Below are 15,373 nucleotides of genomic sequence, written 5' to 3' on the forward strand. Positions count from 1 at the left end.
GCCCCACGACATTAGTCGAACACCGGGCGCGGATTGCCGAGACCGTGCAGCAAGAGGCACCTACGCACGTCCAATATGCACGTCTAGGCGTTTCCGATCTGCACGGGATGTATTATCGTGGCTGCCTGCGCAAGATGCGTCGCCTGACCAACCAGGCATTTGCCAACCGATCGAGGGTGCCATGAGTAACGAAAGCATTAACTGGGACAAGCTGGGCTTCGACTACATCAAGACCGACAAGCGCTACCTGTCGCACTGGCGCAACGGTGAGTGGGACCAGGGCACCCTGACCGAAGACAACACCCTGCACATCAGCGAAGGCTCCACCGCGCTGCATTACGGCCAGCAGTGTTTCGAAGGCCTGAAGGCCTACCGCTGCAAGGACGGCTCGATCAACCTGTTCCGCCCTGACCAGAACGCCCAGCGCATGCAGCGCAGCTGCGCGCGCCTGCTGATGCCGCAGGTACCGACCGAAGCCTTCATCGAAGCCTGCAAGCAAGTGGTCAAGGCCAACGAGCGCTTCATTCCGCCCTACGGCAAAGGTGCGCTGTACCTGCGCCCGTTCGTCATTGGTGTAGGCGACAACATCGGCGTGCGTACCGCGCCCGAGTTCATCTTCTCGATCTTCGCGATCCCGGTTGGCTCGTACTTCAAGGGCGGCATGAAGCCGCACAACTTCCTGATCTCCAGCTATGACCGCGCCGCGCCACAGGGCACCGGTGCCGCCAAGGTCGGTGGTAACTACGCCGCCAGCCTGATGCCAGGTGCCGAGGCCAAGAAAGCCCACTTCGCCGACTGCATCTACCTTGACCCACTGACCCACAAGAAGATCGAGGAAGTCGGCTCGGCCAACTTCTTTGGTATTACCAAGAACAACGAATTCGTCACGCCGAAGTCCGCCTCGGTACTGCCTGGCATCACCCGCCTGTCGCTGATCGAACTGGCGAAATCGCGTCTGGGCCTGAACGTGATCGAAGGCGACGTACTGATCGACGAACTCGACCGCTTTACCGAAGCAGGCGCCTGCGGCACCGCTGCGGTGATCACCCCGATTGGTGGCATCGAGTACAACGGCAAGCTGCACGTGTTCTACAGCGAGACAGATGTCGGCCCGGTAACCCAGAAGCTCTACAACGAGCTGACTGGCATCCAGAGTGGCGATGTCGAAGCGCCGGAAGGCTGGATCGTCAAGGTCGCCTGATTCCGAACCCCGCCTCCCGGCGGGGTTTCTTTTTCTGGCCTGAAGCGCTCGGCCGTACCGGCGATCGGCTAGATGAATTTTTCTTTAACCCGAGCACCGCCTATTCTTTGGCACAATCGAGCTTCCACTCGCCGCCCAGGTAAAAGCATGCCTCGCGTACTGACTATCGAAGACGACGCTGTCACCGCCCAGGAGATCGTCGCCGAACTTTCCAGCCATGGCCTGGAGGTTGACTGGGCCAACAACGGCCGTGAAGGCCTGGCCAAGGCCATCGCCGGCAGCTATGACCTCATCACGCTGGACCGCATGCTGCCTGAGCTCGACGGCCTGACGATCGTCACCACGCTGCGCAACCTGAAGATCACCACGCCGATCCTGATGATCAGCGCCCTCTCCGATGTCGATGAGCGGGTACGTGGCCTGCGCGCCGGCGGCGACGACTACCTGACCAAACCATTTGCGTCCGATGAGATGGCCGCCAGGGTCGAAGTGCTGCTGCGCCGAAACAACACCGGCATCACACAGACTCGCCTGCAGGTCGCCGACCTGGAACTGGACCTGATCAGCCACGAAGCCCGACGCGGCGAACTGGCACTCAACCTGTTACCGACCGAGTACAAGTTGCTGGAGTTCCTCATGCGCCATGCCGGCCAGGTCATCACCCGCATGATGATTTTCGAGGAAGTCTGGGGCTACCACTTTGATCCCGGCACCAACCTGATCGACGTGCATATCGGTCGCCTGCGCAAGAAAATCGACGCCCCGGGCCAAGTGCCGCTGATTCGCACTGTGCGGGGCTCCGGCTATGCCATTGCCGAACCCGTCTAAGGGTTGGAGCTCATCCACAAGTCGCCTGCTGGCGCTGTACAGCTTCCTTTTCGTGGCCTGGAGCAGCATCCTCATGGGGGTGTTGTACTTTGAGGTGTCCGGCTACCTGAACAAACTCACCCGGCACTCGCTGCAACAACGCCAGCACCTGTTTGCACACATGAGCGGCAAACAACTGGATGATGCGCTGATTGCCAGCCAGGCCTTCGAGGAGCGCAGCTTCGATGCCTACGGCCTGTTCGATGCAGCCTTCAATCCACTCAGCGGCGAGATTCGCAAGATCCCCCCGGAGCTGGGCCTGGATGGCAGAATCCATGAGCTTGGCCGCTGCCTGGATGAAGATGCACCCCACTTGCCCAAGGACAGTTGCGATGCAGTAGCCTTGAAGGTCCCTGACGGCCGCTGGCTGGTTCTGGTACGTGACAATGGCTCGCTGTTCGTGGTTACTCGGATCATCCTGCATGCCCTGCTCTGGGGGCTTTCACTGACGATCATTCCAGGCATCGCCGGCTGGTACCTGCTGCGCCGTCGCCCGCTCAAACGCATCCGGGCGATCCAGGCCAGCGCCGAACAGATCGTCGCCGGCGACCTGACCCACCGCCTGCCACTGTCCCCGCGACGTGACGAGCTGGACATGCTGGCGGCCATCGTCAACGCCATGCTCGACCGTATCGAACGACTGATGCACGAGGTCAAGGGTGTATGCGACAACATTGCCCACGACCTGCGTACCCCCCTCACCCGCCTGCGCGCCCAGCTGTACCGCATTCGCCAACAAGCGGGCGACGACTCCGCACAAACCCAGCAACTGGACCACGCTATCGCGGAAACCGACACGCTGATGGCGCGCTTTCGCGGCCTGCTGCGCATCAGCGAACTGGAAGACCGTCAACGCCGTGCCGGGTTCGTCGAACTGGACCCGCATGCACTGCTGCTGGAGCTGTACGACTTCTACCTTCCATTGGCTGAAGACGGCGACATCAACCTGAGCCTGCAGATACCCAACCAACTGCCCAGCCTGCACGGCGACCGCGAATTGCTGTTCGAGGCACTGGCCAACCTGCTGAGCAATGCGATCAAGTTCACCCCGGCCCACGGCCAGGTGGCACTGAGCGCCCACAGCGATGCACAGGGCGTGCATATCGAGGTACAGGACAGCGGCCCCGGCATTCCGGAAGACGAGCGCCAGGCGGTGTTAAAACGGTTTTATCGCAGCGAGGAAGGTCATCGGCACCCAGGGTTTGGCCTGGGCCTGTCGATCGTTGCAGCGATCGTCGACCTGCATGGGTTCGATCTGGAGATAGGAGAAAGCGCGCTGGGTGGCGCCAAGCTCGTGCTGCATTGTCGCCGGTAGAACTGGCGAGGGAATCGCGGGCAAGACCCGCTCCCACAGTGGGAGCAGGCTTGCCTGCGAGGGCGCAGCTGGTCAGTCAGCCAGGCGCCAGGTAGTGCCGCCCTTGCTGTCTTCAAGCACCACGCCCATAGCGGTCAGCTGATCACGGATACGGTCGGACTCGGCCCAATCCTTGTTGGTCCGCGCCTGCAGACGCGCCTGGATCAGTGCTTCAACCTCGGCGGCATCGACACGACCCTCGGCGCCCGCACGCAGGAAGTCATCGGCATCCAGCTGCAACACACCCAGCAGCCCCGCCAGCTCGCGCAGGCGAGCAGCAAGACCGGCAGCGATCTGCGGCTCAGCTTCACGCACACGGTTGATCTCGCGTACCAGGTCGAACAGCACCGCGCAGGCCTCAGGCGTGCCAAAGTCGTCGTTCATCGCGACCTTGAAGCGCTCGACATACTCTTCGCCACCTTGCGCCGGAACCAGCGGCAGGCCACGCAGTGCATGATAGAAGCGCTCCAGCGCACCCTTGGACTCACGCAGGCTGTCTTCGGAGTAGTTGATCGAGCTGCGGTAATGGCTCGATACCAGCAGGTAACGGACCACTTCCGGGTGATACTTCTCGAGCACATCGCGAATGGTGAAGAAGTTGTTCAAGGACTTGGACATCTTCTCGCCATTGATGCGAATCATCCCGCAGTGCATCCAGGCCTTGGCGTATGGCTTGCCGGTTGCCGCTTCGCTCTGGGCGATTTCGTTCTCGTGGTGCGGGAACTCCAGGTCGTTGCCGCCACCATGAATGTCGAAGCTCTCGCCCAGGCAGCAGGTGGACATCACCGAGCATTCGATGTGCCAGCCTGGACGCCCTGGGCCCCATGGCGACGGCCAGCTCGGCTCACCCGGCTTGACGCCTTTCCAGAGGACGAAGTCCAGCGGGTCCTGCTTGGCTTCGTCAACCTCGATCCGTGCGCCGATACGCAGGTCTTCGATCTTCTTGCGCGACAGCTTGCCATAGCCGACAAACTTGCCGACCCGGTAGTACACGTCACCATTACCCGGTGCGTAGGCATAGCCCTTGTCGATCAGGGTCTGGATCATCGCGTGCATGCCGGCGATATGATCGGTGGCACGCGGCTCCTGATCTGGAGGCAGGATGTTCAGCCGGCGCTCGTCTTCATGCATCGCGTCGATCATGCGTGCGGTCAAGGCGTCGAACGACTCGCCGTTCTCGTTGGCACGGTTGATGATCTTGTCGTCGATGTCGGTGATGTTGCGCACGTAGGTCAGGTCGTAGCCGCTATAACGCAGCCAGCGGGTGACCAGATCGAACGCGACCATGCTGCGACCATGGCCCAGGTGGCAGAAGTCGTACACGGTCATGCCGCAGACGTACATCCGTACCTTGTTGCCTTCCAGCGGGGTGAAGACTTCCTTGCTCTTGGTCAGGGTGTTGTAGATGGTAAGCACGAGGATTCCTTAGCTGCCCCACGAATCGCGCAGGGTCACGGTGCGGTTGAACACCGGGCGGCCCGGTTGGGAGTCTTTCATGTCGACGCAGAAGTAACCTTCGCGCTCGAACTGGAAGCGGTCTTCAGCCTGGGCCTTGCCCAGAGAAGGTTCCGCCCGACAACCACTCAGCACCTGCAGCGAATCGGGATTGATGTTGTCCAGGAAGCTGCCGCCCTCCTCGGTTTTCTCCGGGTTGGCGGAGCGGAACAGACGATCGTAAAGGCGTACTTCACACTCGACGCTCTCAGCCGCCGGCACCCAGTGGATGACGCCTTTGACCTTGCGGCCTTCCGGGTTCTTGCCGAGGGTGTCCGGGTCGTACGAGCAACGCAGCTCGACGATGTTGCCGTCGGCGTCCTTGATGGCCTCGTCGGCACGAATCACGTAGCTGCCACGCAGGCGCACTTCACCGGCAGGCTCCAGGCGCTTGTAACCTTTTGGCGGCTCTTCCATGAAATCGTCGCGGTCGATGTAGAGCTCGCGAGCGAACGGCAGGACGCGAACGCCCATGTCTTCCTTCGGATGGCATGGCAGTTCGAGCTGCTCGACCTGGCCTTCCGGGTAGTTGGTAATGACCACTTTCAACGGGCGCAGCACGCACATCGCACGTGGCGCAGTACGGTCGAGGTCATCACGAATGCTGAATTCGAGCATGGCCATGTCGACGACACCGTCGGAACGGTTGGTACCGATCATGTCGCAGAAGTTGCGGATCGAAGCCGGGGTGTAGCCACGACGACGGAAACCGGACAGCGTCGACATGCGCGGGTCATCCCAGCCGTTGACGTGCTGCTCGTCGACCAACTGCTTGAGCTTGCGCTTGCTGGTAATGGTGTAGTTCAGGTTCAGGCGGCTGAACTCGTACTGGCGCGGCTTGGCCGGCACCGGCAGGTTGTCCAGGAACCACTCGTACAGCGGGCGGTGGCCTTCGAATTCGAGGGTGCAGATCGAATGGGTAATGCCTTCGATGGCGTCGGATTGGCCATGGGTGAAGTCATAGTTCGGGTAGATGCACCACGTGTCACCGGTCTGGTGGTGATGGGCGTGACGAATACGATAGAGGATCGGGTCGCGCATGTTCATGTTCGGCGAAGCCATGTCGATCTTGGCCCGCAGTACACGCTCGCCGTCCTTGAACTCGCCAGCCTTCATGCGGGCGAACAGGTCCAGGTTTTCCTCGACCGAACGCTCACGGAACGGGCTGTTCTTGCCTGGCTCGGTCAGGTTGCCACGGTACTCGCGGGCCTGCTCCGGGGTCAGGTCGCAGACATAGGCCTTGCCGGCCTTGATCAGCTCGACGGCCCACGCATGGAGCTGGCCGAAGTAGTCGGAGGCATAACGCACCGGACCGGTCCACTGAAAGCCCAGCCACTTGACGTCGCTCTGGATCGCATCGATGTACTCCTGGTCCTCTTTGGCCGGGTTGGTGTCATCGAAACGCAGGTGACAGGCACCACCGAACTCCTCGGCCAGGCCAAAGTTCACACAGATCGACTTGGCGTGGCCGATGTGCAGGTAACCATTGGGCTCTGGCGGGAAACGGGTGACGATGCTGCTGTGCTTGCCCGAGTCCAGGTCAGCCTGCACGATCGGTCGCAAGAAGTTCGCAGGGACAGCGGGAGCGCCTTTGGCAGCGGCGTTGGGAGCGGTGTCAGCAGTGGGCTTGCTCATAGGATCCTTGAATACGGGTACACGACCAGGGTAGGCCGACTAAATCAAAGCGCTTATCATAGCCGAAGCAGTCAAGCTGCCGACAGGTCAGCACCGACAAACAGGCGCGAATATTGACCGCCATTGCAAAAAAACAGCCGCGAACCGCGTATCGCCGCCTGTAGACTGAGCGTCAGGGTTATTACGCGATCCTGCGCAACGTATTTCAATTGCCTTGAAAAGAGCGAATTTCAGCATGTCCAAAGTCAAACTGAGCACCAACCACGGCGACATCGTCCTGCAACTGAACGCCGAAAAGGCCCCGATCACCGTGGCCAACTTCATCGAGTACGTCAACGCCGGCCACTACTCGAACACCATTTTCCACCGCGTCATCGGCAACTTCATGATCCAGGGCGGCGGTTTCGAGCCTGGCATGAAAGAAAAGAAAGACAAGCGTCCAAGCATCCAGAACGAAGCGGACAACGGCCTGAGCAACGCCAAGTACACCATCGCCATGGCCCGTACCATGGAGCCGCATTCGGCCTCGGCGCAGTTCTTCATCAACGTTGCCAACAACGATTTCCTCAACCACAGCGGCAAGAACGTGCAAGGCTGGGGCTACGCCGTGTTCGGTGAAGTGATCGAAGGCCAGGACGTCGTCGACAAGATCAAGGCCGTCCCTACCGGCTCCAAGGCTGGCCATCAGGACGTACCGAAAGACGACGTGATCATCGAGAAAGCCGAGATCATTGAGTGATACTGCTGATCTCAGATCTGCACCTGCAAGAAGAACGCCCGGACATTACCCGGGCGTTTCTTGATCTGCTTGAGGGCCGCGCCCGACAGGCCCAGGCGCTGTACATTCTTGGCGATTTTTTCGAAGCCTGGATCGGCGACGACGCCATGACGCCTTACCAGGCATCCATCTGTCAGGCCCTGCGCGCCTTGAGCGACAGTGGCACGCAGATTTTCCTGATGCATGGCAACCGCGACTTCCTGATCGGCCAGGCGTTCTGCAAGGCGGCGGGCTGCACCTTGCTGAACGATCCCTGCGTGGTCGAAATGGGTGGTGAACCGGTGTTACTGATGCACGGCGACAGCCTGTGTACCCGTGACCTGGCCTACATGAAGCTGCGCCGCTACCTGCGCAACCCGCTCAGCCTGTGGGTTCTGCGGCATTTGCCGCTGAGTACACGCCAGAAACTGGCGCGCAAGCTACGCAGCGAAAGCCGTACGCAAACCCGCATGAAGGCCAACGACATTGTCGATGTGACGCCCGAGGAAGTGCCACGGGTCATGCAGCAGCATGGCGTGCGCACCCTGGTGCACGGGCACACCCATCGCCCGGCGATTCACAAACTGGCGCTGGGCAATACGCCAGCACGGCGTATCGTACTGGGGGACTGGGACCGTCAGGGCTGGGCTTTGCAGGTGGATGAGCAAGGCTTTCAACTGGCACCGTTCGCTTTCCGCTGAACACCTGTCGTCGGCACGCCCTGCTCGGGCAGAGGCATGCCGGTGACACCATCACCAACAAGGCCGGGGCCATGCCCCTTTTCGCGTGCAGGCCGTTACTGCCAGCTGGGAACGCCGCTATGGAAGCGGAACTCGTTGTCCGGCGCGGTGATCAGCTCCGCTTCGGCCGCCCGTACCTTCTCAACCGCCCGGTCTACATCAGCTTCTTCACCGTACTGATAGGCCAGTTTCAGGTAGCCCTGGAAATGCCGCGCCTCACTCTTGAGCAAGCCGTGATAAAACTTGCCCAGTTCCTCGTCCAGGTGCGGCACTACGGCAGCGAAACGCTCACAACTGCGCGCCTCGATAAAGGCACCGACCACCAGGGTGTCGACCAGCTTTACTGGTTCATGGTTACGCACCACCGCCCGCAAGCCCGACGCATAGCGACCTGCCGAGACCGGCCGCAAGGCGATTTTGCGCCGCTTCATCAGGCGTAACACCTGCTCATGGTGGACCAATTCTTCGCGGGCCAGGCGCGACATCATGTTGATCAGGTCAATGTGCGTATTGTATTTGGCCATCAGGCTCATGGCGGTACTGGCAGCCTTGAACTCACAATTCTTGTGGTCGATCAGCATCGTCTCCTGATCGGCCAACGCAGCCTCCACCCAGGCATCAGGGGTACGGCAGGCCAGGAACGCATCGATTTCGGGAATAAGGTGCATGGTGCTCACGGACAGGACGACGACAAAGCCGGCAATTATACGCACGCAGGCGACGATCACCACCGGCTATGCTTGATGTGTATCAACACCCGATCCATCGAGCGCCGACTATAGTCAGTCATTGGTCGCTATTGAAGAAGGGAGTTCATGCTCATGCAAGCCGTCCGCAGCATCCTGGTGGTACTTGACCCGACGCACGCCCACAGCCGGGCTCTGACCCGGGCAAAACTCATCGCCGGCGCTACAGGTGCCCGCTTGCACCTGTTGATGTGCGACAAGAAACAAGACCACAGCGCCCTGCTCAGCCTGCTGTGCAGCCAGCTTCACGACGATGGCTACAACAACGTCACCTACGAGCAGACCTGGCACGACACCCTGCACGAGTCGATCATCGACGTGCAGCAGGCCGAGGGCTGCGAACTGGTGATCAAGGAGCATCGCCCGGACAACCCGCTGAAAAAAGCCCTGCTCACGCCATCGGACTGGAAGCTTTTGCGTCTGTGCCCGTGCGCCGTCCTGATGGTCAAGCACGAAAGGCCCTGGACCAACGGCGTCATTCTGGCAGCCGTGGATGTGGGCAACCATGATGAACACCATCGCCGCTTGCACAAGCGCATCGTCGACCACAGCTATGAGATCGCCACCCTGGCCAAAGGCCAACTGCATGTCGTCAGCGCCCACCCCTCGCCCATGCTCTCGGCAGCCGACCCGATCTATCAGCTCAAGGAAACCATCGAGGCCCGCTACCGCGAAGAGTGCAAGGCGTTCCAGGCGGAGTTTGATATCAGCGACGAACGTCTGCATGTCGCCGAAGGCCCGGCCGATGTACTGATTCCTCACTACGTGAAAGAACTGGACGCCGTGCTCACCGTGATCGGCACGGTGGCCCGCACAGGCATCACCGGCGCCCTGATCGGCAATACCGCCGAGGTGGTACTCGACGCACTGGAAAGCGATGTACTGGTGCTCAAAAGCGAAGAAGCTGCCGATCACCTGGCAGAACTGGCCAAAGGCTAGCCACCGTCGGAGCCGGCATCGCCGGCTCCGACCCGCTGTATCAGCCCAGCCCGTTCTTTAAAAAGCCCGGCGCGATATAGCGCTGGTAGTGGGCCTCGGACAGCAGGAAGAATTCGCGATCAATAGCATCGCGCAACTGCGGCAATTCCCACTCACGAAACTCCGGCAGCAGAACCATGCCGTAGGCTTCCACATCGCGGATCACCCGCGCTCCTCGGGCAATCAGTTGATACGCCCAGCAATACTCCGACTGCTGCGGCACGAAGCGAATCTGTCGCTGCTCCAGTTGCTGGCGCAGGCGCGCACTATCGAAGACTTCCAGCTTGGCCGTCATCACCTGGACCAACAGTTGCTCCAGGCGCATCCAGACCGCGCGTTTTTCCTCTTCGCTGTAACCGTTCCACTGGATCACTTCATGATGAAAGCGCTTGCAGCCGCGGCACACCAGGTCGCCGTAGACAGTGGAGCAAAGGCCGACGCAAGGCGTCTTGATGGAATGATTGGGCATGGGGGATCAACAGCAAGGCGACAGGACAGGCCGCCATGTTAGCCCTTTGTCTAACGGTGGTCACCCCGCAAAGTCATTGCACTCGCCTTACCTTTGTCGACTTTTTACCGTAGAATCATCCGGCCTTTTAAAGGCGCCAATGTCCGTTAGAAGCTGTTTTCAAAGCGTCACGAGCACAGTTCATCCGGTAGAACGGCGTTGGTGCGGGAGATTCGACAGTCGAATGCCCGCGCCAGCCCTCATCAGCCTCCGTTCTACAGGCGTAAAACTTTGAAAGCAGCTTCTGTAAGGATTTCCTGTAACCCTGGCTACGCGGCCCAAAAAGCCGTATTGCGCATGGGTACCGGAATTTCTGGATGAGCGTCCCGGACACCCATTTGGGACCACTGATGAGGGTAATAACTGTGCTTGAAGCCTACCGCAAACACATCGAAGAGCGTGCCGCCCAGGGTATCGTGCCCCAGCCGCTTAACGCCGAACAAACCGCAGGCCTGGTCGAGCTGCTGAAGAATCCCCCTGCTGGCGAAGAAGCCGTCCTCGTCGACCTGATCACCAACCGCGTTCCACCAGGAGTGGACGAAGCCGCCTACGTCAAGGCCGGCTTCCTGTCTGCCGTCGCCAAGGGCGAAGCCAAGTCCCCACTGATCGACAAGAAACGCGCCGTCGAACTGCTGGGCACCATGCAAGGTGGCTACAACATCGCCACTCTGGTTGAACTGCTGGACAACGCCGAACTGGCGGCTGTTGCTGCCGAACAGCTCAAGCACACCCTGCTGATGTTCGATGCCTTCCACGACGTGGCTGAAAAAGCCAAGGCCGGTAATGTTCACGCCAAGGCCGTTCTGGAATCCTGGGCCGCCGGTGAGTGGTTCACCAGCAAGCCTGCCATCGCCGAGAAGTACAGCCTGACTGTCTTCAAGGTACCTGGCGAAACCAACACCGACGACCTGTCCCCTGCCCCGGACGCCTGGTCGCGCCCTGACATCCCGCTGCACGCCCTGGCCATGCTGAAAATGGCGCGTGACGGCATCGTGCCTGAGCAACAAGGCGCAATCGGCCCGCTCAAGCAAATCGAAGAAGTCAAAGCCAAGGGCTTCCCGGTTGCCTACGTCGGCGACGTGGTTGGCACCGGCTCGTCCCGCAAGTCCGCAACCAACTCGGTTCTGTGGTTCTTCGGCGACGACATTCCGTACGTTCCGAACAAGCGCGCTGGCGGTTTCTGCTTCGGCTCGAAAATCGCTCCGATCTTCTACAACACCATGGAAGATGCTGGCGCACTGCCAATCGAGTTCGACGTATCGAACCTGAACATGGGCGACGTGATCGACGTGTACCCACACGCCGGTAAAGTCTGCAAGCACGGCACCGACGAAGTCATCACCACCTTCGAACTGAAGACCCCGGTGCTGCTCGACGAAGTCCGCGCTGGCGGCCGTATCCCTCTGATCGTAGGCCGTGGCCTGACTGACAAGGCTCGTACCGAGCTGGGTCTGCCGGTTTCCGACCTGTTCCAGAAACCAGAGCAGCCTGTCGACACCGGCAAAGGCTACACCCTGGCACAGAAAATGGTCGGCAAGGCCTGCGGCGTGACTGGCGTTCGTCCAGGCACCTACTGCGAGCCCAAGATGACCACCGTGGGCTCCCAGGATACCACTGGCCCAATGACCCGTGACGAGCTGAAAGACCTGGCGTGCCTGGGCTTCTCCGCTGACCTGGTCATGCAGTCGTTCTGCCACACCGCGGCCTATCCGAAGCCAATCGACGTCACCACCCACCACACCCTGCCGGATTTCATCCGCACCCGTGGCGGCGTGTCCCTGCGTCCAGGCGACGGCATCATCCACAGCTGGCTGAACCGCATGCTGCTGCCTGACACCGTCGGCACCGGCGGCGACTCGCACACCCGCTTCCCGATCGGCATCTCCTTCCCGGCCGGTTCCGGCCTGGTCGCCTTCGCTGCTGCCACCGGCGTCATGCCGCTGGACATGCCAGAGTCGATCCTGGTGCGCTTCAAGGGCAAACTGCAACCTGGCATCACCCTGCGTGACCTGGTTCATGCCATCCCTTACTACGCCATCCAGAAAGGCCTGCTGACCGTCGAGAAGAAAGGCAAGATCAACGCCTTCTCCGGCCGCATCCTGGAAATCGAAGGCCTGGACGAACTGACTGTCGAGCAAGCGTTCGAACTGTCTGACGCCTCGGCTGAGCGTTCCGCTGCAGGTTGCACCATCAAGCTGCCAGAAAAAGCGATCGCCGAGTACCTGAAGTCGAACATCACCCTGCTGCGCTGGATGATCAGCGAAGGCTACGGCGATGCACGCACCATGGAACGTCGCGCCCAAGCGATGGAAGCCTGGCTGGCCAACCCAGTTCTGCTGGAAGCCGACAAGGACGCAGAATACGCCGAGATCATCGAAATCGATCTGGCCGACGTCAAAGAGCCTGTGCTCTGCGCCCCGAACGACCCGGACGACGCCCGTCTGCTCTCGACCGTACAGGGCGAGAAAATCGACGAAGTGTTCATCGGTTCGTGCATGACCAACATCGGTCACTTCCGCGCTGCCGGCAAGCTGCTGGAGAAGGTCAAAGGCTCGATCCCAACTCGCCTGTGGCTGTCGCCGCCAACCAAGATGGACGCTCACCAGCTGACCGAAGAAGGCTACTACGGCATCTACGGCAAGGCTGGCGCGCGCATGGAAATGCCGGGCTGCTCGCTGTGCATGGGTAACCAGGCTCGCGTTGCTGCGAACTCGACCGTTGTGTCGACTTCGACCCGTAACTTCCCGAACCGTCTGGGTGATGGTGCCAACGTATACCTGGCCTCCGCCGAACTGGCTGCAGTCGCGTCCATCCTGGGCAAACTGCCGACCGTCGAGGAGTACATGGCGTACGCGAAGAACATCGACAGCATGGCTGCCGACGTTTACCGCTACCTGAGCTTCGACCAGATCGCTGAGTTCCGTGAAGCCGCCGCGAACGCCAACATCCCGGTCGTTCAAGCCTAAGCTGACTTAGCCATTGCAGGCTGCGTGAAAACGCAGCTTGCAGCAGCTACAAAACAAATGCCCCGACCTGTCGGGGCATTTGTTTTTCTGAGCCCCACAGGGCTGGCAAGCCTGCCACACAACCCTGTAGGAGCCGGGCTTGCCCGCGATGCAAGCGCCGCGTACTCACTGACACCCCGCGCATAAAAGCGCTGAGGGTGTGTTTCCGACTGAATACGGCTCTTCCACTGGCTTATGTTGGCCCAGCGCCAAGGACGCGCTTAACACCACAACCAGCACAGGAAGCCTGACATGGCCGACATCAGCGGAAAATCATTTATTGCCACACTGGTGAGCACAACAGGAGAGTACCTCTACCCGGTTGGGTATCTGAAGGATAACTCTGTTGCGGGGGATGGCTGGCTTATACAGAGTGAGCAGGACGAACCCAATGTGGCCTTTCGTTTCGATTTCATCGAACACATTGAAGATCGCATCCATTACAACATCAGCGCAGCACCCGACGGCGCCTACAGTGGCGCAAAGGTCGGCGTGAGCCGCAATGGCTATCTGGGGTTCTATCAAGTGGCCGAGGTTTGCGACTTCTGGAAAGTCGAGCTTGAGGGCGACAACGACAACCCCGCAACGTTCGAGTTCGTGCTGCGCGATCAGCGCGGTTACCGCGTCTCAGCAGTGAGTGAACCAAGAGGCGGCTTCTGGAGCTCGTTCACCCCAGCAGCCCGATCTGCACAAACGCTCTTCCTGAACACGGAAACAGGGGACACTGTGCATTTTCAAGGGCGCATTCTCAAATACCTGTAACCCCATTTGAGGTTATGCCGGGCGCCGCAGTTACGCTCGCACTGAAAACAGCATCGCCGACAAGCCTTGCTCCCGCTGGGAAGCACGCCTTGTCGGCGACAGTAAAAGCACGCTAGACGCTTTTAGAAGGCGTCGCCGGGCACACGCACCCAACCTTCCATCAATACACGCGCACTGCGACTCATGATGGCCTTGGTCACTGTCCACTCGCCGTTTTCCTGAACAGCTTCAGCGCCTACCCGCAAGGTACCCGAAGGGTGACCGAAACGCACAGCGCTGCGCGCACCACCACCGGCTGCCAGGTTCACCAGCGTACCCGGAATGGCTGCAGCGGTACCAATGGCAACCGCCGCTGTGCCCATCATGGCGTGGTGCAGCTTACCCATGGACAGCGCACGAACCAGCAGGTCGACGTCTTTCGCCGCGACCGGCTTGCCACTGGAAGCGATGTAGTCAGCAGGCGCCGCAACAAACGCAACCTTCGGCGTGTGCTGACGCTTGGCAGCTTCGTCCAGGTGCTTGATGAGCCCCATACGCAGCGCACCGTAAGCACGAATGGTCTCGAACTTGGCCAATGCTGCCGGGTCGCCGTTGATTGCGTCCTGAAGCTCGGTGCCCGTGCAGCCTACGGCTTCGGCCTGAACGAAAATGGTCGGGATACCGGCGTTGATCAGGGTCGCCTTGAGCACGCCGACACCCGGCACCTCGAGGTCGTCAACCAGATTGCCGGTTGGGAACATCGAACCACCAGCGCCCTCTTCCTCGGCGGCCGGGTCGAGGAACTCAAGCTGTACTTCGGCAGCCGGGAAGGTCACACCGTCGAGCTCAAAGTCACCGGTCTCCTGAACCTCACCCTCGGTGATCGGTACATGGGCGATGATGGTCTTGCCGATATTGACCTGCCAGATGCGCACGGTCGCGATGCCGTTCTGCGGCACGCGGCTGGCATCGACCAGACCACTGCTGATGGCAAAGGAGCCGACCGCTGCCGACAGGTTGCCACAGTTGCCGCTCCAGTCGACAAATGGCTTGTCGATGGAGACCTGACCGAACAGGTAATCGACATCATGGTCCGGCTTGATACTGCGCGAAAGGATGACCGTCTTGCTGGTGCTGGAGGTTGCTCCACCCATGCCATCGATCTGCTTGCCATACGGGTCCGGGCTGCCAATCACGCGAAGCAACAGCGCGTCACGCTCTGCGCCCGGGATCTGGGCGCTCTCGGGTAAATCCTGAAGGCGGAAGAACACGCCTTTGCTGGTGCCGCCACGGATGTAGGTAGCGGGAATCTTGATCTGCGGTACGTGAGCCATGGGAATCTTGTCC

13 protein-coding genes are annotated in these 15,373 nt (G+C 60.4%); 8 read left to right on the forward strand and 5 right to left on the reverse strand.

Features of this window, described 5'->3' with window-relative positions:
- The first annotated feature begins 181 nt into the window (after nucleotides 1-181).
- The 3 genes from CYD26_RS10560 to CYD26_RS10570 all read left to right on the forward strand — a co-directional run bounded on the left by CYD26_RS10560 (nucleotide 182) and on the right by CYD26_RS10570 (nucleotide 3,383).
- A complete protein-coding gene (locus tag CYD26_RS10560) occupies nucleotides 182-1,201 on the forward strand; it encodes a branched-chain amino acid aminotransferase (RefSeq protein ID WP_065759475.1) in 1,020 nt (339 codons plus the stop codon).
- 147 nt (nucleotides 1,202-1,348) lie between these two features.
- Nucleotides 1,349-2,029, forward strand: coding sequence for a response regulator transcription factor (locus CYD26_RS10565; RefSeq protein ID WP_065759476.1), 681 nt, complete (start codon nucleotides 1,349-1,351; stop codon nucleotides 2,027-2,029).
- Nucleotides 2,007-3,383: a HAMP domain-containing sensor histidine kinase gene (locus CYD26_RS10570; protein WP_102052579.1), complete on the forward strand. Its 1,377-nt coding sequence runs from the start codon at nucleotides 2,007-2,009 to the stop codon at nucleotides 3,381-3,383. The genes CYD26_RS10565 and CYD26_RS10570 overlap by 23 nt, the downstream gene beginning before the upstream one ends.
- Before the next feature lie 72 nt (nucleotides 3,384-3,455).
- Here the strand turns inward: CYD26_RS10570 and cysS are convergent, their stop codons facing one another.
- Together cysS and CYD26_RS10580 are read right to left on the reverse strand one after the other, a co-directional pair.
- Nucleotides 3,456-4,838, reverse strand: a complete 1,383-nt coding sequence (cysS, locus tag CYD26_RS10575) for a cysteine--tRNA ligase (RefSeq protein WP_065759478.1) — start codon at nucleotides 4,836-4,838, stop codon at nucleotides 3,456-3,458.
- A 9-nt stretch (nucleotides 4,839-4,847) separates the two neighbouring features.
- Complete coding sequence (locus tag CYD26_RS10580) at nucleotides 4,848-6,551, reverse strand: glutamine--tRNA ligase/YqeY domain fusion protein (RefSeq protein WP_065759479.1); 1,704 nt, start codon at nucleotides 6,549-6,551, stop codon at nucleotides 4,848-4,850.
- Between the two features lie 235 nt (nucleotides 6,552-6,786).
- Here CYD26_RS10580 and CYD26_RS10585 point away from each other — a divergent pair, with 235 nt between their 5' ends.
- Nucleotides 6,787-7,290 carry a peptidylprolyl isomerase gene (locus CYD26_RS10585; RefSeq protein ID WP_065759480.1) on the forward strand — a complete coding sequence of 168 codons (504 nt, stop codon included), beginning with the start codon at nucleotides 6,787-6,789 and terminating at the stop codon, nucleotides 7,288-7,290.
- A complete protein-coding gene (locus tag CYD26_RS10590) occupies nucleotides 7,287-8,009 on the forward strand; it encodes a UDP-2,3-diacylglucosamine diphosphatase (RefSeq protein ID WP_099774050.1) in 723 nt (240 codons plus the stop codon). The genes CYD26_RS10585 and CYD26_RS10590 overlap by 4 nt, the downstream gene beginning before the upstream one ends.
- A gap of 95 nt (nucleotides 8,010-8,104) precedes the next feature.
- On the opposite strand, the gene CYD26_RS10595 is transcribed toward CYD26_RS10590, so the two are convergent.
- Nucleotides 8,105-8,716 carry a tRNA-(ms[2]io[6]A)-hydroxylase gene (locus tag CYD26_RS10595; RefSeq protein WP_065759504.1) on the reverse strand — a complete coding sequence of 204 codons (612 nt, stop codon included), beginning with the start codon at nucleotides 8,714-8,716 and terminating at the stop codon, nucleotides 8,105-8,107.
- 153 nt (nucleotides 8,717-8,869) lie between these two features.
- On the opposite strand from CYD26_RS10595, the gene CYD26_RS10600 reads away from it, so the two are divergent.
- Nucleotides 8,870-9,733, forward strand: a complete 864-nt coding sequence (locus CYD26_RS10600; protein WP_065759482.1) for a universal stress protein — start codon at nucleotides 8,870-8,872, stop codon at nucleotides 9,731-9,733.
- A gap of 40 nt (nucleotides 9,734-9,773) precedes the next feature.
- Here the strand turns inward: CYD26_RS10600 and CYD26_RS10605 are convergent, their stop codons facing one another.
- Entirely contained in the window at nucleotides 9,774-10,241 is a 468-nt protein-coding gene (locus CYD26_RS10605) for a DUF1289 domain-containing protein (protein WP_065759483.1), read from the reverse strand.
- A 404-nt stretch (nucleotides 10,242-10,645) separates the two neighbouring features.
- Here CYD26_RS10605 and acnB point away from each other — a divergent pair, with 404 nt between their 5' ends.
- Both acnB and CYD26_RS10615 read left to right on the forward strand, forming a co-directional pair.
- Nucleotides 10,646-13,246: a bifunctional aconitate hydratase 2/2-methylisocitrate dehydratase gene (acnB, locus tag CYD26_RS10610; RefSeq protein WP_065759484.1), complete on the forward strand. Its 2,601-nt coding sequence runs from the start codon at nucleotides 10,646-10,648 to the stop codon at nucleotides 13,244-13,246.
- Nucleotides 13,247-13,537: 291 nt separating this feature from the next.
- Complete coding sequence (locus tag CYD26_RS10615) at nucleotides 13,538-14,047, forward strand: hypothetical protein (protein ID WP_099774049.1); 510 nt, start codon at nucleotides 13,538-13,540, stop codon at nucleotides 14,045-14,047.
- 122 nt (nucleotides 14,048-14,169) lie between these two features.
- Here the strand turns inward: CYD26_RS10615 and prpF are convergent, their stop codons facing one another.
- Nucleotides 14,170-15,360 carry a 2-methylaconitate cis-trans isomerase PrpF gene (gene prpF, locus CYD26_RS10620; RefSeq protein ID WP_102052580.1) on the reverse strand — a complete coding sequence of 397 codons (1,191 nt, stop codon included), beginning with the start codon at nucleotides 15,358-15,360 and terminating at the stop codon, nucleotides 14,170-14,172.
- Nucleotides 15,361-15,373 lie beyond the last annotated feature (13 nt).

It is taken from the genome of Pseudomonas sp. FFUP_PS_473 (assembly GCF_002858665.1).
Classification (GTDB): Bacteria; Pseudomonadota; Gammaproteobacteria; order Pseudomonadales; family Pseudomonadaceae; genus Aquipseudomonas; species Aquipseudomonas defluvii.